At 60.5% G+C, this 25769-nt stretch carries 22 protein-coding genes; 12 read left to right on the top strand and 10 right to left on the bottom strand.

Annotated features, from left to right (window positions below; translation table 11 throughout):
* Window positions 1–3 precede the first annotated feature (3 nt).
* The gene (locus FHT29_RS17940; protein WP_047559121.1) at window positions 4–1536 is read right to left on the bottom strand and encodes an aldehyde dehydrogenase family protein; all 1533 of its coding nucleotides are present in this window, start codon (window positions 1534–1536) and stop codon (window positions 4–6) included.
* Between the two features lie 60 nt (window positions 1537–1596).
* The gene (locus FHT29_RS17935) at window positions 1597–2994 is read right to left on the bottom strand and encodes a VOC family protein (RefSeq protein WP_047559123.1); all 1398 of its coding nucleotides are present in this window, start codon (window positions 2992–2994) and stop codon (window positions 1597–1599) included.
* 104 nt (window positions 2995–3098) lie between these two features.
* On the opposite strand from FHT29_RS17935, the gene FHT29_RS17930 reads away from it, so the two are divergent.
* From FHT29_RS17930 to FHT29_RS17920, 3 genes are all read left to right on the top strand, one after another.
* Window positions 3099–4022, top strand: a complete 924-nt coding sequence (locus tag FHT29_RS17930; RefSeq protein ID WP_168598579.1) for a LysR family transcriptional regulator — start codon at window positions 3099–3101, stop codon at window positions 4020–4022.
* A 126-nt stretch (window positions 4023–4148) separates the two neighbouring features.
* Window positions 4149–5240 carry an LLM class flavin-dependent oxidoreductase gene (locus FHT29_RS17925; protein WP_037197695.1) on the top strand — a complete coding sequence of 364 codons (1092 nt, stop codon included), beginning with the start codon at window positions 4149–4151 and terminating at the stop codon, window positions 5238–5240.
* A gap of 344 nt (window positions 5241–5584) precedes the next feature.
* On the top strand, window positions 5585–6241 hold the full coding sequence (locus FHT29_RS17920; RefSeq protein WP_037197696.1) for a hypothetical protein: 657 nt from the start codon (window positions 5585–5587) through the stop codon (window positions 6239–6241).
* 231 nt (window positions 6242–6472) lie between these two features.
* On the opposite strand, the gene FHT29_RS17915 is transcribed toward FHT29_RS17920, so the two are convergent.
* The 7 genes from FHT29_RS17915 to tauA form a co-directional block, all read right to left on the bottom strand.
* On the bottom strand, window positions 6473–7282 hold the full coding sequence (locus FHT29_RS17915) for a mechanosensitive ion channel domain-containing protein (RefSeq protein ID WP_168599954.1): 810 nt from the start codon (window positions 7280–7282) through the stop codon (window positions 6473–6475).
* A gap of 123 nt (window positions 7283–7405) precedes the next feature.
* The gene (locus tag FHT29_RS17910; protein ID WP_047639931.1) at window positions 7406–8872 is read right to left on the bottom strand and encodes a sensor domain-containing diguanylate cyclase; all 1467 of its coding nucleotides are present in this window, start codon (window positions 8870–8872) and stop codon (window positions 7406–7408) included.
* 213 nt (window positions 8873–9085) lie between these two features.
* Window positions 9086–9565 carry a manganese-binding transcriptional regulator MntR gene (mntR, locus tag FHT29_RS17905; RefSeq protein ID WP_037197698.1) on the bottom strand — a complete coding sequence of 160 codons (480 nt, stop codon included), beginning with the start codon at window positions 9563–9565 and terminating at the stop codon, window positions 9086–9088.
* Window positions 9566–9827: 262 nt separating this feature from the next.
* Window positions 9828–10898, bottom strand: coding sequence for an LLM class flavin-dependent oxidoreductase (locus FHT29_RS17900; protein WP_168599953.1), 1071 nt, complete (start codon window positions 10896–10898; stop codon window positions 9828–9830).
* A 91-nt stretch (window positions 10899–10989) separates the two neighbouring features.
* On the bottom strand, window positions 10990–11844 hold the full coding sequence (locus tag FHT29_RS17895) for an ABC transporter permease subunit (protein WP_168599952.1): 855 nt from the start codon (window positions 11842–11844) through the stop codon (window positions 10990–10992).
* Complete coding sequence (locus FHT29_RS17890; RefSeq protein WP_168599951.1) at window positions 11841–12629, bottom strand: ABC transporter ATP-binding protein; 789 nt, start codon at window positions 12627–12629, stop codon at window positions 11841–11843. Before FHT29_RS17890 ends, FHT29_RS17895 begins: the two co-directional genes overlap by 4 nt.
* Before the next feature lie 55 nt (window positions 12630–12684).
* Window positions 12685–13698 (bottom strand): taurine ABC transporter substrate-binding protein, encoded by a 1014-nt coding sequence (gene tauA, locus FHT29_RS17885; RefSeq protein WP_168599950.1) that lies wholly within the window; start codon window positions 13696–13698, stop codon window positions 12685–12687.
* A 387-nt stretch (window positions 13699–14085) separates the two neighbouring features.
* On the opposite strand from tauA, the gene FHT29_RS17880 reads away from it, so the two are divergent.
* The 9 genes from FHT29_RS17880 (at window position 14086) to FHT29_RS17840 (ending at window position 24558) form a co-directional block, all read left to right on the top strand.
* The gene (locus FHT29_RS17880) at window positions 14086–15078 is read left to right on the top strand and encodes an LLM class flavin-dependent oxidoreductase (RefSeq protein ID WP_037197753.1); all 993 of its coding nucleotides are present in this window, start codon (window positions 14086–14088) and stop codon (window positions 15076–15078) included.
* A 25-nt stretch (window positions 15079–15103) separates the two neighbouring features.
* The gene (locus FHT29_RS17875) at window positions 15104–16453 is read left to right on the top strand and encodes an LLM class flavin-dependent oxidoreductase (protein WP_112442266.1); all 1350 of its coding nucleotides are present in this window, start codon (window positions 15104–15106) and stop codon (window positions 16451–16453) included.
* Window positions 16454–16469: 16 nt separating this feature from the next.
* Entirely contained in the window at window positions 16470–17669 is a 1200-nt protein-coding gene (locus FHT29_RS17870) for a M20 aminoacylase family protein (RefSeq protein WP_168599949.1), read from the top strand.
* Window positions 17666–18226 (top strand): GNAT family N-acetyltransferase, encoded by a 561-nt coding sequence (locus FHT29_RS17865; RefSeq protein WP_168599948.1) that lies wholly within the window; start codon window positions 17666–17668, stop codon window positions 18224–18226. Before FHT29_RS17870 ends, FHT29_RS17865 begins: the two co-directional genes overlap by 4 nt.
* Before the next feature lie 40 nt (window positions 18227–18266).
* On the top strand, window positions 18267–20051 hold the full coding sequence (locus FHT29_RS34955) for an amino acid ABC transporter permease/ATP-binding protein (protein WP_168599947.1): 1785 nt from the start codon (window positions 18267–18269) through the stop codon (window positions 20049–20051).
* A 92-nt stretch (window positions 20052–20143) separates the two neighbouring features.
* The gene (locus tag FHT29_RS17855; protein ID WP_047559154.1) at window positions 20144–21088 is read left to right on the top strand and encodes an ABC transporter substrate-binding protein; all 945 of its coding nucleotides are present in this window, start codon (window positions 20144–20146) and stop codon (window positions 21086–21088) included.
* Between the two features lie 78 nt (window positions 21089–21166).
* The gene (locus FHT29_RS17850; protein ID WP_131512146.1) at window positions 21167–22105 is read left to right on the top strand and encodes an ABC transporter substrate-binding protein; all 939 of its coding nucleotides are present in this window, start codon (window positions 21167–21169) and stop codon (window positions 22103–22105) included.
* A gap of 12 nt (window positions 22106–22117) precedes the next feature.
* A complete protein-coding gene (locus FHT29_RS17845; RefSeq protein ID WP_047559160.1) occupies window positions 22118–23158 on the top strand; it encodes an LLM class flavin-dependent oxidoreductase in 1041 nt (346 codons plus the stop codon).
* Window positions 23159–23592: 434 nt separating this feature from the next.
* On the top strand, window positions 23593–24558 hold the full coding sequence (locus FHT29_RS17840) for a sensor domain-containing diguanylate cyclase (protein ID WP_246703049.1): 966 nt from the start codon (window positions 23593–23595) through the stop codon (window positions 24556–24558).
* Window positions 24559–24565: 7 nt separating this feature from the next.
* Here FHT29_RS17840 and FHT29_RS17835 read toward each other — a convergent pair whose 3' ends face one another.
* Entirely contained in the window at window positions 24566–25732 is a 1167-nt protein-coding gene (locus FHT29_RS17835) for a dihydrodipicolinate synthase family protein (RefSeq protein ID WP_168599946.1), read from the bottom strand.
* Window positions 25733–25769 lie beyond the last annotated feature (37 nt).

Here is a 25769-nt window from a genome sequence, read left to right as displayed (position 1 = left end):
GTCTTACTCGATGTCGAAGGAAACGCCCTGTGCCAGCGGCAGGGCCTTGGAGTAGTTGACGGTATTGGTCGCCCGGCGCATGTAGGCTCTCCAGGCATCCGATCCGGATTCGCGGCCGCCGCCGGTCTCCTTCTCGCCGCCGAACGCGCCGCCGATTTCGGCGCCAGACGTGCCGATATTGACGTTGGCGATGCCGCAATCGGATCCATCAGCCGCAAGGAAGCGCTCGGATTCCTGCATGTCGCGGGTGAAGATCGACGACGACAGGCCGGCCGAGACGGCATTGTGTTCGTCTATAGCAGCATCGAAATCGTCATAGGGCATGACGTAAAGAATGGGAGCGAAGGTTTCCTCGAAGACCGGGCCGGCCTGCTTCGGCATCTCCACAAGCGCCGGTTTGGCATAATAGCCATCGGCATGGCCGACATCGACGCGCTCGCCGCCGGTGATAGTGCCGCCATGCGACTTTGCTTCTGCAATCGCCTTCTGCATGGCGTCGAATGCTGCCTTGTCGACAAGAGGCCCGACCAAGGCCGAGGAATGCAGGGGATCGCCGACCGAAACGCTCTGATAGGCCTTTTTCAGGCGCGGTACGAGTTGGTCGTAGACGCTCGTATGCACGAAAAGTCGGCGCAGCGTCGTGCAGCGCTGGCCGGCGGTGCCCATGGCGCCAAAGGCGATGGCGCGCAGCGCCATGTCGAGATCGGCCGACGGGCAGACGATGCCGGCATTGTTGCCGCCGAGTTCGAGGATGGCGCGGGCGAAGCGCTTGGCAAGCCGCGGCCCGACATCGCGGCCCATGCGGGTCGAGCCGGTCGCTGAGACCAGCGGCACCTTCGGATGATCGACCAGAACTTCGCCGATCGCGCGGTCGCCGATCAGAAGCTGGGACAGGCCTTCCGGCGCATCGCCGAAACGGGCGAGGGCGCGGTCGAGGATTGCCTGCGAGGCCAGCGCCGTCAGAGGTGTCTTTTCCGAGGGCTTCCAGATGACGGCGTCGCCGCAGATCAGCGCCAGAGCCGCATTCCAAGACCAGACCGCAACCGGGAAATTGAAAGCCGAGATGATGCCGACGACGCCGAGCGGATGCCAGGTTTCCATCATGCGATGGCCCGGGCGCTCGGTGGCGATCGTCAGGCCATAAAGCTGGCGGGAAAGACCGACGGCGAAGTCGCAGATGTCGATCATTTCCTGCACTTCGCCGAGACCCTCGGAACGGATCTTGCCGGCCTCGATCGAGACCAGGCGGCCGAGGTCGTCCTTGGCGGCACGCAGTTCTTCGCCGAGCAGGCGGACGAGTTCGCCGCGCTTGGGTGCCGGCACCAGCCGCCATTCACGGAACGCGGCGTGCGCCTTCTCGATCCGCTGGGCGGCCTCGTCTGCCGAAACGGTCTTAACGTCGGCAATCTTTTCGCCAGTCACCGGCGAGTAGGAGGGCATGTCACCCTGAGTATAGAGCGCCTTGTCGACGCCGAGCTTTTCTAGGATGGCGGCGGTCTCGGCCGCGACGGAAAGGTTCTTTGCTGCGATGTTCATCTCATAACTCCACTTGTCTCTGATCCGGGCCTGCGGCGCGACCGTAAAGGTCGCGCGATCTCACTCGGCCGCGTCTCGTTGGGATAGCGCCCGCAGGCAGGCGTCGATCGATGCCTGCTCGATGCCGGCATAATGGTCGAATTCGTTCAAGACCTTCATTCCAAGATCGGCTTCGAACCGCTTCTGGTTCGGGCTGGCAACGAATTCCTGCTGCGCGCTGTCGCCGAGGTTGGATTGGAAGATGCCGGCGGCACTGACGGGCAGGAAGTCTTCGTAGACGATCGGGTCGAACTGGATGTACCCTTCTTCGATCAGGGTTTCGAGGGAGAGATCGCCCCTTGCGGCTGCGGTCTTCCCCTTGGCCGTCAGCGAATAGGCGAAGTAGCCAAGTTCTTCGCCACGGATCGCTGCCCAATCGTCGGGGAATTCGGCAAAGCTCTGCGCGAGCGCGGCCTCGTAGTCGCGTGCGTTCGATCCGTCGGCTGCGGGCCGCACGATCTTGCGTGACTGATCAAGCAGGCGATCATAGCGCGCGCGACCCTTGGGTGTCAGCGCGATACCACGCTGCTCGATCTCGCCGAAGCGGGCGGTGTGCGAGCCGCTTTCCCGGACGCCGTCGGCATTGCGGAAGGATACCGGCTCTTCGAGCGCCTTGAACGAGGTCTGGCGCAGCAGGATCGGGCAGGCGCGCGTCGGCGGGCCTTCGACGATGGCCTTCGGCGCGATGCCGTAATCGGGCATCAGCACCTGCACTTGGTCTATATCCAGCGTGCGCGGCGTCAGATGGTTGATATGCGGGCCCTTGAACGACACAACGTCGGCGATCAGGCGATGTGCGTCATGAAGGCGCTCGTACATGGCAGCATCGACATTGGCTTCGTCGTGCCAGCGGAAGGTCTCCAGCACTTCGTCCACGAAACGGCTGGCATCGGCCATGGTCAAGCCGCCGCCGCGTTCGGCCTTTTCGGTGAGAGCGATGGCGTCTTCGGTGAAGATTCGGCGCTTCGAGAGAATTTTGGCCGCCGCCGCGCGCAGGTCTTCATCGGCGATGAGGTCGAGCCGCAGCAACGATGTGAAGACGCGGAAAGGGTTGCGCTTCAGTTCGGCATCGCCAATTGGCCGGAATGCCGTTGAATGCACGGGCACGCCTGCCGTGGAAAGATCATAGTAGCCGACGGGATACATGCCCATGACGGCGAATACGCGCGCCATCATTGCGAGTTCCGCTGCCGTCCCGAGCCTAATTGCGCCGTGTCTTTCCTCGGAGATGCGGTCGAGATAGTCGGTCGCCTGCAGGCGTTCCTTCAATTTGGGCTGGGCAGCCAGCGTTTCGTCGTTGACGCGGCCCACCAGCTCCATGAGCGTGCCATAGGCGGGAACTTCGTCGCGATACATGGCGGACATGGCGGCCGAAAAGGCGCTGCGTATATCGCTGGTCGAGACGTGATCAGACTTCATGGGCGATGTCTTCCTGAAAGGCTATATCATTCCTATCTCGCAGGATAACTCTTGTCTGGCGCTCGGTGTTGTGAGAGAAAATTCTAACTTGATGCTGAAATGGAATGATCATGCGCCGACGCCTCGTCCCCGATATCGTCAATCTGCAGGCGTTCGAATGTGCGGCGCGGCACCAGAATTTTTCGCGTGCCGCCGAAGAACTGAATCTAACCCAAAGCGCCGTCAGCCGGCAGATCAGCGATCTCGAGCAGCAAACCGGGTTGAAGCTCTTCGAACGGGTGAGGCAGCGTGTCGTGCTTTCGGAAGCCGGGCTTCGTCTGCTGCCTGAGGTAAAGGACCTGCTCCTTCGCTCGGAGCGTCTGATGATCGGCGCCGTCGCGGCAGGCCAGATGAAATTGTCGCTGAAGGTTGCGACCTTGCCGACCTTCGGCACGCGATGGCTGGTGCCACGCCTCGGCCATTTTCTCGAGGAGCATCGCGATGTCGCGATCACGGTGGAGTCGCGCTCCAAGCCCTTCAGTTTCGACGAGGATAATTTCGACCTCGCTATTCACTACGGCCTGCCGGCCTGGGCCGGCGCTGTTGCGACATTTCTTTGCAACGAGACCGTCCTGCCGGTCGCTGGCCGGCAGCTTGCCGGACGATTGAATCTCGGCGGTCCGGAGGATCTGTCACATGCGCCGCTGCTGCATCTGACAACACGTCCCAAGCTCTGGGCGCAGTGGTTCGATCTGCAGAGATTGCCGACGGAGCATGCCTATCCCGGCGCCCGGTTCGATCAGTTTTCGATGATCATCGCCGCAGCCATTTCCGGGCTCGGTGTTGCGCTCCTGCCCACCTATCTGATCGAAGAGGAATTGAAGACGGGCGTGCTTTTACCTTTGTTCGATCTGCCGATGCCGACCGAGAACAGCTATTATATCGTCATGCCGGAAAAGAGGCAGACCAACGAGATCGCGATGCTTTTTCAGGATTGGCTGCTGAGCCAGGTGACGCCTCCGTCACGAGCAGCGGCCAATGCGACATAGTCTTGTGTGGCGGCCATGCAATAAATTTTAGGCTTGAAATTCTTTTCGGCGCGCGTCACACCTTTGCTTGTCGCATCGTTGCCGGTTGCCGGGGCGCTGCAAGATGAGGTCGGAGGAGAGGCCAGCATGAAGACGCATCCGCTGAAGGGACCGAACCGGCTGAAGCTTGGCGTGTTTTCGGCGAACGCCGACGGCGGCCTGGCGATTACCGACGTACCGGAGCGTTGGACGGCTGGCTGGCAGGACAATCTGACCGCCGCACAGATCGCCGACCGGGCCGGCCTCGAGTTCTTCCTGCCGATCGCCCGCTGGCGTGGCTTCGGCGGCAAGAACCGGGTGCGGGAATGGTCTTTCGAAACCTTCACCTGGGCAGCAGCCCTTTCGGCCGCGACCGAGCGGATCGGCCTGTTCATGACGGTGCATGTACCGCTCGTCCACCCGCTTTATGCGGCAAAGTCGCTTGCGACGGTCGATCACATCAGCCAGGGGCGGGCAGGGCTCAATATCGTCTGCGGTTGGAACCCGAAGGAGTTCGGCATGTTCGGCGTGCCGCTGGTCGAGAAGGGCTACGATCAGGCGGCGGAATGGCTTGAGATCGTCGAAAAGCTCTATGCCTCCGACGAGCCGCTCGATTATGCCGGAACCTACTACAGTTTGAAGGAGGCCGTCAGCCGGCCGGCGAGCCTGCAGACGCCGCGCCCCGTGACGATGAATGCCGCATTCGGCGGTCCCGGCCGGGATTTCGCTGCCAGCCATTGCGACTATCTCTTCACCACCTTTACCGAGATCGCCGAGGCCGGAAGGCATGTGGCCGATATCGGCGAGCGCGCGGAAAGGAACGGCAGGCAGGTCGGCGTCTATACGGTATGCCATGTCGTCTGCCGTGAGACACAGGCTGAGGCAGAGGACTATTACACCCGCTATGCCGTCACCATGGCCGATCATGCCGCCGTCGACCAGCACATGGCCGGCAAGAAGGAGTTTTCGCAATCTCATGATCGCGAGGCCTATGAGCGCTATCGACAGCGCTTCGCCGGCGGGGCCGGCAGCTATCCTCTCATCGGCAAGCCGGAGCGGATCGCGGACGAGATGATCGCGATTGCCGAGCAAGGCTATGCAGGCATCGCCTTGTCGTTCGTCAACTACACCCAGGAGCTCCCCTATTTTTGCGATCGGGTGCTTCCGTTGCTGAAGAGGGCCGGGCTTCGGGCGGAATAGAGCGGCGGAGCCAGCTTTCGATCGCAGTCGCCCTGGAGAGCATCGGCGATCCCAGGCATTGTCATGATGTGCGGCAAATGTGCACCGCAGCGAAAAACATGAGCCCAAGGGGTTTACAAGCGTGGTGGTGGATGGGATCGTTTAAGCGAAGGTGCTGCTGGTTTGCAGTGGCGACGTTCCTTCGACCGGACGCCTAAGCTATGGGCTCCGCTGCGCTTTGATTCCGGGCGCTTAACCGAGAAAATCAATCCGAGGCTGGAATGCGGCATCTGCTGCGCGTTCGGCTGTTGTCTTAGTGCGCCCTCAGCGTCGTTGCGCCGGGGCAGAGATAAATGGGTTTATGAATGAGTTTTTTTGCACAGCGCGCCTTTCTTGGCGTTCTTGCAAGCGTGATGGCGCTGTCGCAGGCCGCCAATGCCAGTGATCTTATGATCTGGTCGCCGGTAAAGGTCGCACCTCAGACCTACAAGACGACGCTGGGCTTTCGACTGCCGATGGCGTGGGAAATGAGTGCAGGTGTCGATCTTGGCTTGGGCGGCACGGCAGGCGGAACGATCTTGCGCAGCAGCGAGCTTGCAACCCTCTGGGGAAGAGCGGTCGACGATCGCAGCCGCTTCGCCACCGTCTCGCGGCGTGAAGTCGCCTTGCGGGTGGATGCGCTCAATGGCAGTGGCATGCTCTATCTCGGCCGCTCGCGAAATTGGATTGTGTCAGACAATCTGGACATGCGCACATCGAGGTCTCTGAACGTGAACTATGTGGGCGCAAGGAATGGGCCGACGTCGATCACCGCGACGCAGGCGGTGGCGATTGCCGTTCCCTGGACGGGGACGTCCATCTCGGCGAGCGGCAATCTGATGGACGGCGACAGCGTCTTCTCGAGCACGGTTGTGTTCCAGCAGCCGCTGGCATCGAACCTCAATTTCTCCGCTTCCTTCACGAATCCGCTGACGATGGCGCCAACTGGCGATGTGCGTTTCGACTACCGCATCAAGTGGTAGGCAAGGACGTGCGCCGTGGAATTGGCGACACCTGCGGATTTTGAGTGCGACGGGAACAAATATCTCGCGCTGCAGTTTAGGGACAGCAAGATCGCTTGATCCTGCTCAGGGCGCATTTGCCCTATTAGAGCCTGCCGCTGGTTCAACTCCCTGCCGGCGGCAGGCTCAGTTGTAAAACCGACCCGAAAAATCGCGGATCTGATGGCAGGCCGCCTGCGCGCCGGGCATTCGCTATTTGATCGGGATATCCGCCGCCGCAAGCCGTGATTTGAGATGCGCGATGATGTCATGGCGCGTTTGCGTCCAGACGGCGGTGATGGTCCAATATTCGATTTTCATCACCGTTTGATCGGCGGCGAAATCGTCGAAATAGACCACTGGCGCAGGCTTGGCCTGGATGCGTTGGTCCGCCTTCAGAACATCGAAAATGGTTTTGCGAGCGAGATCCGTGTCGACCTCATTGCCAAAAGCGAGCGACAATTCCTGGCGGCGATTAGGCTCACGGCTATGATTGATGATGGGTGTGTTCCAGAGCGTGGAGTTCGGCGCCATGAGATAGAGACCGTCGGCCGTCTTCATCTCCGTTGCGAAGAGCCCGATGTCCCTGATGAATCCCTTGACGTTAACCGTCTCGATATATTCGCCGACCCGAAACGGACGCAGCACCAACAGCATGATACCCGCGGCAATGTTTTGAAGCGTGCCCTGAAGCGCCAGGCCGATCGCCAGACCGGCGGCACCGAGAGTGGCGATAATGGAAGCGGTCTGAACGCCGAACTGACCAAGGACGGTGATGAACACCAGTATAAGCAGGCTGTAGTGCAGGAGGTTCTGGAAGAAGCTCGCCAGCGTTTCATCGATGCCACGGACACGCGAGATAACGCGATAGGCCGAGCGGCTGATGGCTCCGGCGAGAATCCAGCCCCCAATCAAGAGAACGATCGCGCCCAGGATCGAAAAGCCATACTGAACGGCAAGTGCCGAGGCCTGGTTAAGGGCAGTTCGAGCGGCGACGACAACGTTGGCCGTTTGATCTTCCATTTGAGAGCTCCATCTTTTCCAAAAAGCCAAATGACGCGTGGCGGCTTTTGTTCCTGAGCGATCGACGGCTCCGGGATGGGCGCCCTCGGCCAGCACTGCGGAGGGGAAATCGACGCCGTTACGCTAGACGCCATGCTTTGCGCGATGAGCACTGCGAACGGCTGCGGCGGCGTGGTGGGTCTTCTTATCCTCATACATGCCGAGATCCGCGCGCTTGATCATCGCTTCCATGGTCTCTCCGCTCTGACTCGTTGCGACGCCAACGGCAACGCTCAACGGCGCGCTGGAATAGAACTGATTGTTGATTTTCAACAGCTCATTGATCGTCTCGACCATCGAGGCAGCCGCGACTTCGTCCGCGCCAGGCATGAGAACGGCAAATTCGTCGCCGCCGATCCGAGCGGCATGGTTCGGCAGGGAGACGACGCTGCTCAGCACTTCTCCCATGCGACGCAGCAGGGAGTCGCCAGCATCGTGCCCGCTCTCGTCGTTGGCCTCCTTCAGTCCGTTCAGGTCGATGATGACGGCCGACACCGGCCGAAGCGATTTGCGTTCCAGCCTATTAAGCTCCTCCGTGTAGAAGGCGCGGTTGTAGAGCTTAGTCAGAACATCGTGCTTGCCGAGATATTCGAGATAGGCTTCCGCCTTCTTGCGGGCGGTGATGTCGGTCAGGGCGACCTGAACCAGCGACCAGTCGCGTTCATAGCCCGGAAAGACGGAAAACTGGAGGAGAACGTGGCGTTCCGAGCCATCAAGGGCATAATTCAGGACTTCACGCTGATGGAACAGGTGCCCGTTCCACAATTCCACCAATTGACCGCGAAAGTGTTTTTCCATGTCGTCACGGAACACTTCACCGATCCGCTGGTGCAGGGTTTGGCGATCCGGTGCGCAGAAAAGATCGAGCGTCGCCTGATTGACATCAAGCACGCTGATCTCGCTCATGCATTGCCGGACGAATTCCGGGTGAACGTCGAGAAATACCTGGAAATCGACGATGCCGCGGCCGCGGATTTCGTCGAGCAGGACCTTGATGCGGCTGAAATCCTCGACCCACAGGGATACCGGCGAATGTTCGAACATCCCTTCCGCGTAACGGCGCTGCCGTTCTTCCTGTCGCCGTGCTTCTTCGCGTGCGGTCACGTCCTCGGTCGTCAGCAGCAATCTGTTCCATGACGTTTCGTGTCCCGGCAGAATGATGCCGCGAAGCTGGATGTCGAGTCTGCGGCCTGCCAGCGTGTAGTTGACGGCCGTGCCGGAGAATTCGCTCTTGCCCTCCCAAAGCGCGAGCAGTTCGTTCACATGGCTTTCGAGCATTTCGTCCCGGAAGACGTTCGAAAGCCCGCCGACCAGTGCCTCGAAAGACTGCGCCTCGAACAATTCCAGTGTCTTGGCGTTGACCGCAAGGACCCGTATCTTTTGCGAGCATGCCTCGACGCGCCTGATATCGGCGAGCAGATGGGCGCGCAGGTCAGTCACGCCCTCCGTGCGCCAGAGTTCGAACTGTTCCTTGACGCCGCTGAAGTCTTCCAACCACATGGCGACGGGAGCAAGATCGAATACGGTGGCGCTGAAATTCTGGGCGTTCATTTGTAATTCCCTGCGCCGGCAATAAAATCAGTATATCAAGCACGAAGACCGGCAATTCACCAAGTTCTGCTTAGCGACCATTTGTAAAGCTTGCGTTGACACTGGATGATTGGTCAAGCCTGCAGATCGCGGGCAAGCTATTTTCACACCCATCTCAGCTCATTCCTGCCGGAACGGGCAGGGAAGGGAATTCAACCCCATGGCTTGCCAAACTCAGGCGATCGGCGGCCGCACTACGGCCTGTTGAGTCTTGAGAAAGCGTTCGAATGCCTCGAGCGTCTTCTCGCTGACATGATGTTCAATGCCTTCAGCATCGTTTCTTGCGGTATCGGGATCGACGCCGAGACGGCATAGCACGGCCTCGACGACCTCATGGCGGCGACGGGTGGCCGCCGCGAGACGTTGTCCCTCTTCTGTCAGAAAGACGCCGCGATAAGGGCGTTGGGTGATCAGATTTTCCTCGGCCAGACGCTTGAGCATCTTGGCGACCGTCGGCTGCGTGACCCCGAGACGCTGTGCGATATCGGTCTGGCGCGCTTCGCCCGCATGCTCTATCAGATCGGCGATCAGTTCGACGTAGTCCTCCATCAATTCCGTACGTCGGTCTTCACGGCTTTTCTGGAAAGCCTCGGCATGCGACTCGATTTCTGTCGATGCAAGTCGGCTTTCCGGGGTTGCGGGCAGTTTCGTCAAGGCGGCTCACCTCCAGAAGATTAAGAGCAACGTGATAATGTTTAGCCTCGACTATAAATAAATCACATCCGTTATGAAACCCCGACCGGCATGCGATCAACGACTATCCGGTACAGGAATCGGAACATTGCTCGGGGGAGATGTTCCGCGCTGAACAACCTCCCTGAGCAATTCACTCTCCGAAATGGTCAAAGCCATGTCCGTCGGACGACAGTTCAGCCGTCAGAACGCACTATCCAAAAATTGATGTCGTCTCGTCGCGTCAGCCGCGCAGCAGCGGCAGGAGTTGATCGCCTTGCCGAGCGATCTCCGACAAATACGGTGTGTCGGAGAGGACGAAATGGGTGATGCCGAGGTCCCGATATTTGAGCAGCGAACGGGCGACGTCGGCGGCCGAACCGACCAGCCAGGTGGTGCCGGCACCACCGCCGCCGAATTTGCCAGGCGCCGTATAGAGATTGTCATCGAGGACATCGCCGCGCGCATGCAGATCGAGCAGCCGCCGCTGGCCGACGGCGATCGACTGCCGATGGTCGTTCCAGCCGGCCCCCTTGATCTTCGCCATTTCGGCGACTTTCGCCTCGGCGTCGACCCAAGCCTGTTCGGTGGTGTCGCGCACCAGCGTGGTGATCCGCAATCCGAATTCCAGCGGAGCGAGGTCGCGGTCCAACTGCCTGCTTAATATCTTCAGCCGCTCGATCCGCTCGCGAACATCGTCCAGCGGCTCGCCCCAGAAGAGCTGGACGTCGGCCTCGGTGGCGGAAACCCGCTCGGCTGCCTCCGAGGCGCCACCGAAATAGAGCTTGGGATGTCGACGATCGCCGCGACTTTGGATACGCGGTGCCACTGTGGATTCGGTGACACCAAAATGTTCGCCTTCATAGGTGACGTTCTCTTCGGTCCAGAGCCTGCGAACCAGCCGCATGAATTCCTTGGTGCGGGCGTAGCGATGCGCCTGGTCGCCCTCGCTGTCACCATAGGCGGAAAGATTGTCCTTGCCCGACACGATGTTGACTCGTACGCGGCCACCGCTCAGGTGGTCGAGCGTGGCAGCGGCGGAGGCAAAGTGCGCTGGCCGCCAATAACCAGGACGGATTGCGATAAGAGGTTCAAAGGTGGTTGTGGCTGCGGCAAGTGCGGTCGCGACGGTAAACGTATCGGGCCGGCCCCAACCGGTGCCGATCAACGCGCCTTTCCAGCCGTGGTCTTCCAGTGCCTTTGCGTGGGCTGTCAGCGTTTGCAGGCTGTTGTGGTTTTCGACTGCTGAATCGCCACGGTGGCCGGGTTTGACGTCATTGGGAATATACCAAAGAAACTCGCTATTGCTGCTCATGTCTGGGCCTGCAGGTGTGTATGGATTGGATGGGAGATCCCCGGGGAGAGCCGCCATGGATCAGTCCTTTGATCGTGCCGAGATCATTCGGTTAGAGCTTGCCTTTCCACGGAACGAGAACGGCCTCCAGAATGCGGATGCCAGCCGTAAAGGCGAAGGCGCAGATCGCGATGATGCCGATGCCGACGAAGACGACGTCGGTGGCGAGGAACTGCGAGGCCGACATGATCATGAAACCGATGCCGCGAGTCGAGGCGATGAGCTCGGCGGCGACAAGCGTGCCCCAGCCGATGCCGAAGGCGATCCTGACACCCGTCAGGATTTCCGGCAGGGCTGAGGGCAGGACGATGGAGATGAAGAGCTGCAACCGGCTGGCGCCGAGCGAACGGGCCGCGTTGACGCGCTCGAGCGGAAGCGACCGGACGCCGGCCTGGGCCGAGAGGCAGATCGGCGCGAACATGGCGAGAACCAGAAGCGTGATTTTCGAGGTCTCGCCTATGCCGAGCCAAATGATCATCAGCGGCAGGTAGGACAAAGGCGGCAACGGCCAATAGAACTCGATCGGCGTGTCAAGGATGCCTTTTGCCCAACGATTGAGACCCATCAGCAGACCGACGGGGATGCCGACCACAATTGCGATTGCTGCGGCGACGACGATGCGAAACAGGCTTGCGAAAATATGCTCGGATAGTGACGCGCCGGCATAGCCGTCACGATAGACGACGCCGATCTGCGTCCATACCTCGTCGGGCCGTGGCAGGAAGAGATGGGAAACCAGACCGAGCCTGGAGACAAGCCACCACAGACCAAGACAGGCGATGGCGGCACCGATGCTGATGGCAATGGTCGGCTTGTCGGCGACACCGAAGCTCGGCATGCGGACGAGCTTCGGTTCCGCCTCCCGCTGAGAAGCCGTGATTGGGCGCGCCTCGATGATATCGCTCATGCCGCGCTCCTGAAATCATCCGCATTGTGAAGGATAGCGCGAATTTCTTCGCGCAGATTGGTAAATTCGGGCGATGCGAGGATCGACTTCGTGTCGCCGCTGGCGGCAAAGCGATGCACGAAATCAAGCTCGAAGCGGGCAACGACGCGGCCCGGTCGCGGAGACATGACCAGCAGCTCGGTACCGAGGAACAAGGCCTCCTCGATCGAATGGGTTATGAAGAAAATACGTTTGTCAGTTCTGGCCCAAACCGAGACCAGCAGTTCCTGCATCTGCTCGCGCGTCAAGCTGTCGAGCGCGCCGAAGGGCTCGTCCATCAGCAATATGTCGGGATCGGGGGCGAGCGCACGGGCAATGCCGACACGCTGCCGCATGCCGCCCGAAAGTTCGTAGGGAAAGGCATTGGCGAAGTCGGTCAATCCAACGAGCCGCAGCAACTCGAAGGCGCGATCTCGGCGTTCTCGTCGTCCCAACCCCGCAAACTGCAAACCAAGAGCCACGTTATCGACCACGGATTTCCAGGGGAGCAGTGAATCCTTCTGGAAGACGACGCCGCGATCGGCTCCGGGGCGGGAAACGGATCTGCCGTCGAGCGTGATCGTTCCTTCTGAAAGCGGCAGGAAACCCGCGATCGCATTCAGCAAGGTGGACTTGCCGCATCCCGATGCACCCAGCGCAACGACGATACCGCGCTCCGGAATATTGAAGGATACGCGATCGAGCGCGTGAACGGTTCGGCCGTCGCGCGCTGCAAAAAATACGCTGGCATGATCGACTTGAAGCATGTCTTCTCTCGGACGTTCGACGCCGGCGCGCCTGCCGCACCGGCGTTGGGGAGGATCAGTTGCTGGCGCTGACAAGCGCGTCGGACGTGACGAAGGCGCTGTAGCTCGGCAGAACTTCGGAGACCTTGCCCTGGCCCTTCAGGAAGGTCGCGGTGTCCTTCAGGATCTTTGCTGCTCCCGACTGGTCGCCGCCACCGAGCCAGGCTGCCGACGCCTGAACGTCTGGTGTCAGCAAGGTGAGGTTCTTCAGCGCCGCAGCCTGTTGTTCCGCCGTTCCGCCAAGAAGCTTGGCAAGGGCCTTGGTGTTGTCGCTATCGGGTCCCCATGCCGCTTTGTCGGTTGCGAAGGAGGCGTAGTACTTGTTGATCACGGAAGCGAAGGCTTTCAGAAATTGCGGATCGCTTGCGGCAAATTTCGACGTTGCCACCCAGGCGGAAAAGGTGGGTGCGCCCTTGTCTGCCACATCCTTGGAGGTCACCAGCACCTTGCCGTTCTTCTTCAGCTCGGTCAGCGCCGGGTCCCAGACAAAGCCGCCATCGATATCGCCGCGATTATAGCTTGCGACGATTTCCGGCTGCGGAATAGCGAAGACCTGCACGTCCTTTTCCGTCAAGCCGAGAGACTTGATAAGGGCGAGCAGCTGGTAATGGTCGGTGGAAACCGGTGCTGCCGCTAGCTTCTTGCCCTTGAGATCGGCGAGCGTATTGATGCCCGAGCCGTTGCGCACCACAAGCGCTTCATCGACGCCCGAGATCGACGACAGGTAGAAGGCCTTGACCTCGAGGCCTCGCGATGCGGCCGCCGCAAACGGGCTGGAGCCCACGTAGCCGATCTGAACATCACCCGAGGCGATGGCCGCAAAGATTTCCGCGCCGGAATTGAACCTGCGGAAATCGATCTGGTATCCGGTCGCCTTGGCGAAATCGCCGTTGGCGATGGCGACGGAAGAAGGCAGAGCATCGGTCTGATAGCCGACGACGACTTTCTTGTCGGCTGCGGCTGCAGCCGTTGCCGTTGAAATGCTGGCGAGACCGACGACGGCCGCAGCGAACAGATTCTTGAGGTTCATGTTTATCCCTTTGGCCGGACCATACTTTCCGGCGCTCCCTGAGTTCAATGATCCGAGCCTAGCGAAGAAGGGTGGAATATCGATAGAAATAACAAACTATTTTTATAGACTATAAGGGGAATTGTTTGTCTGAAATGACCGGCGCTGCAGCGTTGGCATCTTTCCGAAGGCAAAAGCGCGGGTTGATGGGAGCCTTGCTTCCCATGGATGTTGCCCCAGTCGACCTCTGCAAATCCGCTTGCCGCCCCTTTAATCGGCTGCTTATTTTTTCCGCATCCGCATGAAGAAAAAGAAAGCTGTTTCTTAAATTCCGTAAAATCTATGTTTTTTATAGATTATGGCGCCGATGATCGTCATTCGGCGCAAACATGGATGAAACGGAACGGCATGTCCTATCTCCTCAGCCTTCTCGACAAGAGCCCGATCGAGCAGGGGCTCAGCGCCACCGATGCGCTCGGCGCCACGACGCGATTGGCCGTCAGAGCCGAAGAGCTCGGCTATCACCGCTTCTGGGTCGCCGAGCATCACAACATGGCGAGCCTTGCAAGTTCGGCACCGGAAGTGCTGATCGCCTATCTTCTAGCCAGAACCTCGAAGATCCGCATCGGCTCCGGCGGCGTCATGCTGCAACACTATAGTTCCTACAAGGTCGCCGAGGCATTCAATCTCCTGGCCTCGCTCGCGCCCGGCCGCATCGATCTCGGTGTCGGCAAGGCGCCAGGCGGCTTTCCGCTGTCAACACGCGCATTGCAGGTCGCCATCGATCCGGAACGGAAGCCGAGTTTTGCCGAGCAACTCTCCGACCTGAATGGCTATCTCGCTGCCGATCCCCATTCTGATGGCGCTTTGGCGACACCGTTTCCGCCGCGCTCGCCGGAACGCTTCCTGCTCGGCGCCAGCGTCGAGAGCGCCGAGCTTGCGGCGGAGAAGGGCTGGAAGCTGGTTTTCGCCGGCCATCTGAACGGCGATCCCGAGAATCTGAATAAGACCTTCGAGGCATATGGGCGTGCGACAGGTGGCAAGGTTCCGATCCTGGCGCTCGCAGCCTTTGCCGCTGAAAGCGAGGCCCATGCTCGCGAGCGCGTCGGCCAACTTCGCATCGTCAAGCTTTTCCTGCCCAACGGCCAAAGCGTCAATGTCGGCAGCCTGGAGCAGGCGGCGGAATTCGCTCGTCAAGCCGGTGTCACGGACTATCGCACGGAAGAAAAGGTCCCGAGCGTGCTGCATGGCACGGCCGCGCAGATCCGTGACGAACTCGATGCGCTGCACCGCCGTTACGGCGTCGAGGAGTTCGTGCTCGATACGCCGGCGCTGACGGCGGCGGAACGGCTCACCTCAATTGAACTGCTCGCCAAAGAGCGGCTTTCCCTCGTTGCCTGAACAGCCTGTCCCAGGAGGATCAATCATGGCTCAAAAACACGTCACCTTCGGTATCATGCTGCAAGGCCCAGGCGGCCACATGAATGCCTGGAAGCATCCGAGCGTTCCGGCTGATGCCAGCACCAATCTCAACTTTTTCGTCAAGACGGCCCGTAAGGCGGAAGAGGCCGGCATCGCCTTCGCCTTCGTCGCCGACGGCCTTTACATCAACGAGCAGTCGATCCCGCATTTCCTCAATCGGTTCGAGCCACTGACCATCCTGTCGGCGCTTGCCGCCTTTACGACGAAGCTCGGTCTGGTCGGCACGGTCTCGACGTCCTACAGCGATCCCTTCACCATTGCCCGCCAATTCGCCTCGCTCGATCTCATCAGCGGCGGTCGCGCCGGCTGGAATGCCGTGACCTCCCCGCTCGAAGGCTCCGGCCGCAACTACAGCCGAGAGCATCCCGAACACGAGCTGCGCTATGAGATCGCAGACGAATATCTCGATGCCACCAAGGGCCTGTGGGACTCCTGGGATGACGATGCCTTCCCGCGCAACCGCGAAACGGGCGTTTACGCTGACAAGACCAAGCTGCATCGCCTGAATCACAAGGGACGCTTCTTCCGTATCGAAGGACCGCTGAATATCGGCCGATCCAGGCAAGGACAGCCCGTGGTCTTCCAGGCCGGTGCGTCCGATTCCGGCATCAGGCTTGCCGGCAAGCACGCCGATGCCGTCTTTACCAATGGCGGCCCGCTTGAGGATGCCAAGGTCTTCTACAAGCAAGTCAAGCAGAGCGCGATCGCCCATGGCCGCAGCGCGGCCGAGGTCGGCATTTTTCCCGGCATCGGCCCGATCGTCGGTGCGACGCAGGAGGAGGCGGAGGCCAAGTATCAGGAAATCCGCAATCTCGTTACAGTCGAAGAGGCGCTGGCCTATCTCGGTCGCTTCTTCGACCACCATGATTTCAGCGCCTATCCGCTGGACGAGCCATTTCCGGATCTCGGCGATATCGGCCGCAACAACTTCCGCGCCACGACCGATCGCATCAAGAAGACGGCGCGGGAGAAAGGGCTCACGCTCCGCGAAGTGGCTCTGGACGCCGCAACGCCGCGCACCGCCTTCATCGGGACTGCCGAGCACATTGCCGATGAGATCATCCGCTGGGTGGATCAGGAAGGTGCCGACGGTTTCATCCTCGGCTTCCCGGTCATCGGGGAAGGCTTCGACGACTTCGCCAAGCATGTCCTGCCGATCCTGACGAGGCGCGGCTATTTCGATCCGGAGCTGAAGGGCGAGACGCTGCGCGACCATCTCGGCCTGCCGTTCCGCGAGAGCCGTCATGTGGCGCAATCCGATCATATCGAACCTGCAAAGGCCGTCGGCGCCTGAGCCCGGACCGATCCCCATGAACGCCATCGTCAATGCCGCTTCGCTCAATGATCCCGTCGAGAAGGGGATTGCCGCTTATCTCGACGAGATCATCGCGCTGCGGCACGATCTGCATCAATACCCCGAACTGGCCTTTCAGGAGCACCGCACCTCCAAGCGGGTGGCGTCGCTGCTGACCGACTGGGGCTATGAGGTCGCCACCGGCATAGCCGGAACCGGTGTCGTCGCTACCCTGAAGCGCGGCAATGGGCAGCGCAGTCTCGGCATCCGCGCCGACATGGATGCCCTGCCGATCGATGAGGCGACCGGGCTTGACTATGCGAGCAGCAATCCCGGTGTCATGCATGCCTGCGGCCATGACGGACACACGTCCATCCTGCTCGCTGCCGCGCGCTATCTCGCCGAAAGTAGCCAGTTCAACGGCACGCTTCGGCTGATCTTCCAGCCGGCTGAAGAGATCGGCGCGGGCGCCCGCAAGATGCTGTCGGAAGGGCTTTTCGATCGCTTTCCGGTCGAGGCCGTCTTTGGCCTGCACAATTGGCCCGGTGTTCCCGAGGGGCAATTCGGCTTCGTTGCCGGTCCTGCCATGGCCTCCGTCGACCAGGCTGTGATCAAGATCGTCGGCAAGGGCGGTCATGGTGCCGAGCCGCATCGGGCCGTCGACCCCGTGCTGGCGTCGGCTTCCTTCATCACGGCTCTGCAGAGCGTGGTCTCGCGTAACATCGACCCGCAGGACATGGCTGTTGCGACTGTGGGCTCCATTCATGCCGGCTCCGCATCGAACGTCATTCCGGAAAGCGTCGAGTTGAAGCTCACCATGCGCGCCTTCAGCGAACAGGTGCGCGTGACGCTTCAGGAGCGTATCCCCGCGCTTGCCCGCGCGCAGGCGGAAAGTTTTGGCGCGGTGGCGGAGGTCAACTATCGCCTGGGCTTTCCGGCGCTGGTCAACCATGCCGACGAGACTGCTTTTGCCCGCGGCGTGGCAGTGCAGGCGCTTGGCCCGGCCGCCGTCGAAGCGGATTTCCGGCCGCGCACGGCAAGCGAAGATTTTGCGTTCCTGCTGGAGGCCAAACCCGGAAGCTACCTCTTCGTTGGCAATGGCGACAGCGCCCCGCTGCACAGCGCCCAATACAATTTCAATGACGCCATCATCGCGCCCGCCGCCCGCTACTGGGTGCGGCTCGCCGAAACTTTCCTCGCGGATGACAACAGGTGACGAACGACATGAGCGACACGTTTCTTTATACGACCACGCTGGACCCGCGCGCCAAGCCGCTGATCGACGAATTGATTTTCGAATATGACAGCCGTTACGGCAACTATTTCAATGCCGACGGCGCAGCCGCCGAATTGAACCGCTATCCGCCGGAGGCATTCGCGCCGCCGAACGGCAATTTCCTGCTTCTCGTGCGTAACGGCGAGACGATCGGCGGCGGGGCGTTCAAGCGCTATGACGACCGGACCGCCGAGTTCAAGCGCATCTGGACGCGGCATGACCTGCGGCGTCAGGGGTTGGCGCGCAAGCTCCTGGTCGAGCTTGAGGAGCAGGCCGCGCGGCAAGGCTATCAGCGCATCTACCTGACGACCGGTTTCCGCCAGCCGGAGGCCGTCGGCCTCTATCTGAACAACGGCTACACCGCTCTCTTCGATACATCGGTCGATCCTGAAATCTACAAGAGCCTGCCTTTCGAGAAGGACGTCAGCCATCTGGCGCCATCCTATTCAGTCGAGACCTCCGGATCACCGCAGCGGCTGGCCGCCGCTGGACGCTGACGGCGGATTGAAGCAACGATAATCATAAGGGGCAAGCATCATGGCGCTGACAACGGACTTTGCGGGTATCGATCCCGCCGCCGGAACAAACGAGACGAAGACCGATTATGCGCGCTATCGTATCGTGCCGGCACGGCATCCCGGACGTACCGCCGGGACGATCTTTGCCACCTTCGTTCTTGCCGCCGTCCTCTATTCCACCTTCACCAATCCCCGCTGGGGCTGGGGGGTATTCGCCGAGTGGTTCTTTGCTGAGCCGGTGCTGGTGGGCCTCGGCAGGACGTTGCTTCTAACCGCACTCGCGGCTGTTTCCGGCTCCATCCTCGGCACGGCCCTGGCTCTGGCCCGCGTGTCGAAATCGCCGCTGCTTTCCGGTCTCTCCTGGGGCTATATCTGGCTGTTGCGCTCGATCCCCATGATCGTGCTGCTGCTCGTGCTCAACAATCTCGGCTATCTCTACGAGACGATCTCCGTCGGCATCCCCTTTACCGACAAGGTGTTGTTCGACTATCCAACGACGCAACTCCTGACGCCGTTTGCGGCGGCCTTCCTCGGGCTGACACTGAACCAATCGGCCTTCTTCGCAGAAATCGTTCGCGGCGGCATCCTGTCGGTCGACCAGGGGCAGCTGGAAGCCGCGGCCGCGCTTGGCCTGCCGCGCCGACGTCAGGCGTTCCGCATCGTTCTGCCGCAGGCCATGCGCTCTATCCTTCCCACAGGCTTCAACGAGATCATCGGTCTCGCCAAGAGCACATCCATGGTCTACGTGCTGGCCCTGCCGGAACTCTTCTACACGGTGCAGGTCATCTACCGCCGCAATCTGGAGGTCATCCCGCTGCTGATGGTGGCGACGGTCTGGTATCTCGTCATCATGACGGTTCTGTCGATCGTCCAGCACTATATCGAGCGCTATTTTTCCCGCGGCGCGCTGCGCAATCCGACCCCATTGCCATTCCAGGCTTTCTTCCAGCGCTTCCGCCGCCCGCTGCCTGTCGCTGCCACGAGCGCCGGGGTGGACACCGGGACGCTGGCCGCTTTTCGGAGCGTAACGGGTCTTCGCGCCAAGGGCGGGGCGGTGCGTATTCACGGCATATCGAAGAGCTTTGGCACGTTGAAAGTGCTTGACAATATCGAGCTCAGCCTGCCGGCGGGCAGCGTGACCGCCATTATCGGCCCATCCGGCTCGGGAAAGTCGACGCTGTTGCGCTCCATCAATCATCTGGAGCGTGTCGACAGCGGCTTCATCTCGGTGGACGGCGAGCTTGTCGGCTATACCCAGAAGGGCGAGGTGCTCTACGAGCTGAAGGAGAAGGACATCCTGAAGCGCCGGACCGATATCGGCATGGTCTTTCAGAGCTTCAATCTCTTCCCGCATCTGACCGTTCTGGAAAACCTCATCGAGGCGCCGATCCAGGTGCGCGGTCAGAGCCGGGACGAGGCCGTGGCCTTTGCCCGGGAACTGTTGGCACGGGTCGGCCTCAGCGACAAGATCGATGCTTATCCCCGCCAGCTTTCCGGCGGCCAGCAGCAGCGTGTGGCCATCGCCCGCGCCCTGGCGCTTCGCCCGAAGGTGTTGCTGTTCGATGAGCCGACTTCGGCGCTTGACCCGGAACTTGTCGGCGAAGTGCTCGACGTGATCAAGGAGCTCGCCCGCACCGGGACGACATTGGTCATCGTCACCCACGAGATCGGCTTTGCCCGAGAGGTTGCCGATACCGTCGTCTTCATGGACGGCGGCCACATTATCGAGGCGGGATCGCCGACGCAGATCATCAACGATGCGAGGCATCCGCGCACGCGCGAATTCCTCGCCAAGGTTCTCTAGCAGACACAAGCTGGTGAAAAATGCCGGGCCGTGACGGGCACTCGGATGATAACGACAAAAACAACAACTTTAAGATGAAATGGAGAAGAGGCATGGCATTCTTTGATAGAGCAAAGTACGTGTTTGCCGGGGCCATCACCGCTGTAGTGATGAGCGGCGCGGTCGCCAGTGCGGCCGAAAAATTCAACCTGAGCCCGGATACATCAAATCGCGTCAGGGCGGAGAAGGATGAAGCGGCAATCAAGGCGATCGCACCCGGCTTCAAATTCGTCAATCCCGGCAAATTCACGGTGGCGATCAACCCCTGGGATCCACCAATCGCAACCTACGCCACCGATGCGAAGACCGTTGTCGGCGCTGACCCGGACATCGCACAACTGCTCGCCGATTCCCTCGGTCTCCAGCTCGAGCTGGTGCCAGTTGCCTGGGAGGATTGGCCGCTCGGCGTCTCCTCCGGCAAGTATGATGCCGTGATCTCCAACGTGACGGTTACCGAGGAGCGCAAGCTGAAATTCGACTTCTCCACCTATCGGAGGGACGTGCTCGGGTTCTACGTGAAGGCAGACAGCAAGATCACCGAAATCAAGGAGCCCAAGGATGTCGCGGGTCTCAAGGTGATCACCGGAGCCGGCACCAACCAGGAGAAGATCATTCTCGAATGGGACCGGCAGAACGTGGTGGCCGGCCTGAAGCCGATCGACGTGCAGTATTACGACGATCGCGCCGCCGCCGATCTCGCCCTGCAGTCGGGTCGTGCCGATGTCGAGTTCAATCCGAACGCGACGCAGGCCTACAAGGCCGCCATCAACGGCACAAGGAAGCTTGTCGGCACCGTCTCGGGCGGTTGGCCGCTCACGGCTGAAATCGCTGTCACGACGAAGAAGGGCGCTGGTCTCGCCGACGCGTTGACGCTCGCCATCAATGATCGGATCAAGGACGGCAAATACGGCGAAGTGTTGAAGCACTGGAGCCTGACCGCCGAGGCGGTCGATCAATCCAAGACCAACCCTGCGGGCCTGCCGAAAAGCGGTTCGTAATGTTGGTCGAGCGGACCGGCGTTGGTGGGGCCCGCGCCGGTCCGCCCCCCATTCATCTGTTATGGAGATACAGAGTTCGTGACGATCCTTCCCAGCTTCAGAACCATGCTTGCCGCGGTGCTGGCCACTGCCTTGATCGGCTTTGGCCCGGTGAAGGCATCCGACGACTTCGATCTCAGTCCGCAACAGCCCGGACGTGTCCGTGCGGCAAAGAACGATGCGGCGATTGCCGCCATTCCCAGGGGCTTCAAGTTTGTGACGCCGGGCACATTCACCGTGGCTGTCGCCCCCGGCGGGCCGCCGCTTGCGACCTACGCGACGGATGCCAAGACCGTCGTCGGTGCGGATCCTGACTACGCCTCCGCCATTGCCGATACGCTCGGCCTGAAGCTGGAACTCGTACCCGTTGCCTGGATCGACTGGCCGCTCGGTCTGACCTCGGGCAAATACGATGCCGTCATCTCCAATGTCGGCGTCACCGAGCAACGCAAGGAGAAGTTCGATTTCTCCACCTATCGTCAGGGTCTGCACGGCTTTTTCGTCAAGACCGACAGCAAGGTCGCGTCGATCAATGAACCCAAGGATGCTGCCGGCCTCAGGATCATCGTCGGCGCAGGCACCAATCAGGAGCGGATCCTGCTGAAATGGAGCGATGAGGACGTCAAGGCCGGCCTGAAGCCGATCGAATTGCAATATTACGACGACGATGCCGCGAGCCTTCTGGCTCTCCAGTCGAACCGGGCCGACGTCATCGTGCAGCCACACGCCCAGCTCGTCTACATCGCTGCCCGGGACAAGAACATCAAACGCGTGGGCACCTTGAGCGCGGGCTGGCCGGATCGTTCGGACGTCGCGATCACCACACGCAAGGGCAGCGGCCTTGCGGCAGCGCTCACCACTGCCACGAACGGGCTGATCAACGACGGCACCTATGCCAAGATTCTAGACCACTGGCATCTCTCCGAGGAAGCCCTCGCGAAGTCGGAAACCAATCCGCCCGGCCTGCCGAAATATTGAGGAGATAGCCGAATGAGCCATCCAGCCCCATCGATCAGCCACATCGGCTTTCTCACACCGGGCAACTATCCCGATGAGGATCCTTTAGCTGGCCTGGAGCAGACCTTGCAGCTTCTCGAGCATGGCGAGCAGAGGGGATTCGACAGCGCCTGGGTGCGCCAGCGGCATCTCGAGCCCGGCATCTCCTCGGCAAGCGCTTTTCTTGCGGCGGCAACGCAGCGGACGCGCCATATCGAACTCGGGACGGCCGTCATTCCGATCGGCTACGAAAGCCCGTATCGTCTCGCCGAGGATCTCGCGACCGTGGATGTCCTGTCGCGCGGACGATTGAACATCGGGCTGAGCGCGGGTCGCCCCTTGCATGCCGACCTGATTGGTCCGCTCGCCTTTGATGGCGATTGGGAAAGCCACGATTTTTCCCATCAGAGGGTGCTGCGCTTTGCCGACAATCTGCGCGGGGCCTATATCGGCGATCAGCATACACTCATCAAGACGCCCTTCGGTCCGCAGCGTCCGCGTCTCCAGCCCTATGCGAAGGGACTGATCGATCGCATCTGGTATGGTGGCGGCTCGTTGCGTTCCGCGGCCTGGGCCGGCAAGAACGGCTTTAATCTTCTGATCGGCAATGTAACGACGGGCGAAGAGACCGACGATTTCTTCGTGGCGCAATCGCGGCAGCTGGAGACCTATCGCGCTTCCGGCGGCGAGACGAGACGGGTGGCGCTCGGTCGCGTCATCGTTCCGTTCGACAGCGCCGACGCCATCACGCGCAAGCGCTATACCGATTATGCCGCCGGCCGCTACGAGCGAACGCTTTCACCGCAGGGGGAACGCCGAACGCTTTTCGCGCGCGACCTGGTCGGGACGTCGGACGAGATTCTCGAACGCCTCCACGCCGATCCGATCCTGCCCTATGTCAGCGAGTTCCGGCTGGAACTGCCGTACGAATTTCACGACGAAGAATATCGGCAGATCCTCCATGATTTCGTGACGATTATCGCACCTGGGTTGGGATGGAAGGCGGCGCCCCTCCTGCGCCGGTCAGCATCTTGATCGTCACAGGGTCGCATATCCGAGGAAGGGATCGGCGGGAGCATATGCCGATCCGTTCTTCCATGTGGGTCAGCGATCATTCAGGTCTGGATGGCCCGAGGCTGGATGCTGCATGATGTGCATTCAGGCCATAGATGGCGCAGGGCCTCGATGGTGAGGATGTCGTCCGGCGCACGATGCGTGGGGCGCGCGCCAAGAAGTGATTGTTTTCTTTCAATTCATTTCCCCGTTTTGCCGAGATTTATGTTGGCTTTTAGTTTCGCGTTTTGCGCTTGTTGCGGTCAGGCAACAGATGTCGGCGCGAATTTCTCGCTCGGTGGCAAGAAGTCGATGGCTGCGAGGAACGCGTTTAGATATGTTTCTTTGATATCAGCGAGATTTTAAGGACTTTCGTCTACATTTCTTTCGATTTGGGTACTATTCTCGGTGTTCAAATGGACGATACCGAAATCCTGCCGCCGGAAGTGCTGGCCTCAATGCTGATGCGGATGTTCGAATTCGCGCCAATAGCGATCGCTATCACGACCAGTGATGCGAAGACGTCGAGCTATGCAAAGGTCAATGACGCCTATCTCAAGCTGACCGGGCTCAAATGGGACGATATTCGCGGCAAGAAGCTCGCCTCGAAGGGCGCAGCCATTGACAGCCCGGCCCGCGACCGCCGGCATCGCCTGCTGCAGGAGGATGGTGCGTATGTGCTGGAAGAGGTCGAAATCCGCCATGCGGACGGCAACATCATTCCGACCTTGATATCGGCGCAGCGCACCGTGGTCGACGGCATATCTTTCGACGTGGAAATCATCCTCGACGTATCGGCGCGCGTCCGCCATCAGTCCGAAATCGAACTCGCGCTTCGCGCCTCCGCACGTACCGATGCGCTCTCCGGCCTGCCGAACCGCGCCTGCTTCGACGAGGTGCTGAAGGAAAGGATTGCGGCGCAGGAATCGAATGAGCGGCTGCTTGCGCTTGCCTTCATCGATCTCAATGGTTTCAAGATCGTCAATGACACCATGGGCCACGATGCCGGCGATGAAGTGATCCGCACCATTGCAAGCCGTTTGCGTGACAGTTTCCGAACACATGATTTTATAGCTCGCATTGGCGGCGACGAGTTCATCGTATTGTTCGAAATCGATCCTGCCCTTTTGAACGAGGCGCGCGACATGCTGTTCGAGGCGATCGAGCGCATCTTCAAGCCGATAGCGATCGGTGGTGCCTTGACGGACGTCGGGGCGGCCGTCGGCGTAACGCTTTTGAGGCCGGGAGATACGTCAGCTTCCTTCGTCAAACGCGCCGACAACGACATGTATCTTGCCAAGCAAACCGGAAAGCGCGTCTCTGTCGTCTGGCTCAGGCCGACGGATGCGGTGATGCCGGCTAAGTGGGCTCGAGCCGACTGAAGACGCTTTATTCGATACCGAAGACTCCCACGAAGTTCTTCATGCGGCGAACAGCCAAATCCGGCTTGTCGAGGACATTGGCCTTGTCTGCCAGTCGGAAGATCTCGGCATAGTGATTGATGCCGCGTGCGGATTGCATGCCGGCGGGGAGGCTGAAATGGTTCTGATGTCCATTCAGCCAGGCAAGAAACACCACGCCCGCCTTGTAATATTGTGTCGGCGCCTCGAAAATCTTGCGCGACAGGGGAACCGTGGGTTCGATGACGGACCTGAAGGTCGCTACGTCTCCGGCCGCGAGCGCGGCTAGCGCCTTCGAGGCGGACGGGGCGACGGCGTCAAAAATGCCGAGAAGAGCGTGGCTGTAGCGCTCGCCGTCTCCTTCGATCAGCTCCGCATAGTTGAAATCGTCACCGGTGAAGCACAGGACACCGTTTGGAAGCCGGGTGCGAAGCTGCACCTCCTTGGCATTGTCGAGAAGCGAGATCTTGATGCCTTCGACCTTATCTTGGTTTTCGTCGATGATCCTCAAGACGCATTCGAGCGCCGGCTCGAATTGGGCGCTGCCCCAATAACCCGCCAGTTGCGGATCGAACATGTCGCCGAGCCAGTGCAGGACGACCTTGTCCCTGGCCTGCGAGAGAATGCGACCATAGACCTTGGCGTAATCGTCAGTGGAGGCTGCGACGCGGGCAAGCGCGCGGCTCGCCATCATGATGGCGCGGCCGCCATGCTTCTCCACATATTCGACCTGTGTCTCGTATGCTCTGATGACATCATCAAGCGATCGCGTCTCGGACGCGATGAGATGATCGGTTCCGGCGCCGCAGGCGAGATCGGCTCCATCGACGTTCCTTGCCTCATCGAGCGACCGTCTGATCAGTTCCTGCGCGCCGGCCCAGTCCAGTCCCATGCCGCGCTGCGATGTATCCATTGCCTCGGCAATCTTGAAGCCGAGGCTCCACAAATGCCGGCGAAAGGCGATCGTTGCCTCCCAGTCGATGGCCGGCCGGCCCCAAGGGTCGGTTTCCTTGCGCGGATCCGAAACGACATGTGCGGCGGCGTAAGCGATGCGATTGAAGCGCGGGGGTGCCGCCGGCCGTGCGATAGGCGTTCCCACCAGTTCATAACCGCGAATGATGCCATCGGAGTTCGGCAGGTTCAAAGTCAGGCTCATGACAATCCTCCTCACAAGATTGAACGACCCATTAATT

Source organism: Rhizobium sp. SG741 (assembly GCF_012275435.1).
Lineage (GTDB): Bacteria > Pseudomonadota > Alphaproteobacteria > Rhizobiales > Rhizobiaceae > Rhizobium > Rhizobium lusitanum.
The sequence above is the reverse complement of the archived record's forward strand: the minus strand, read 5'-3'. Positions and strand labels throughout refer to the sequence as shown.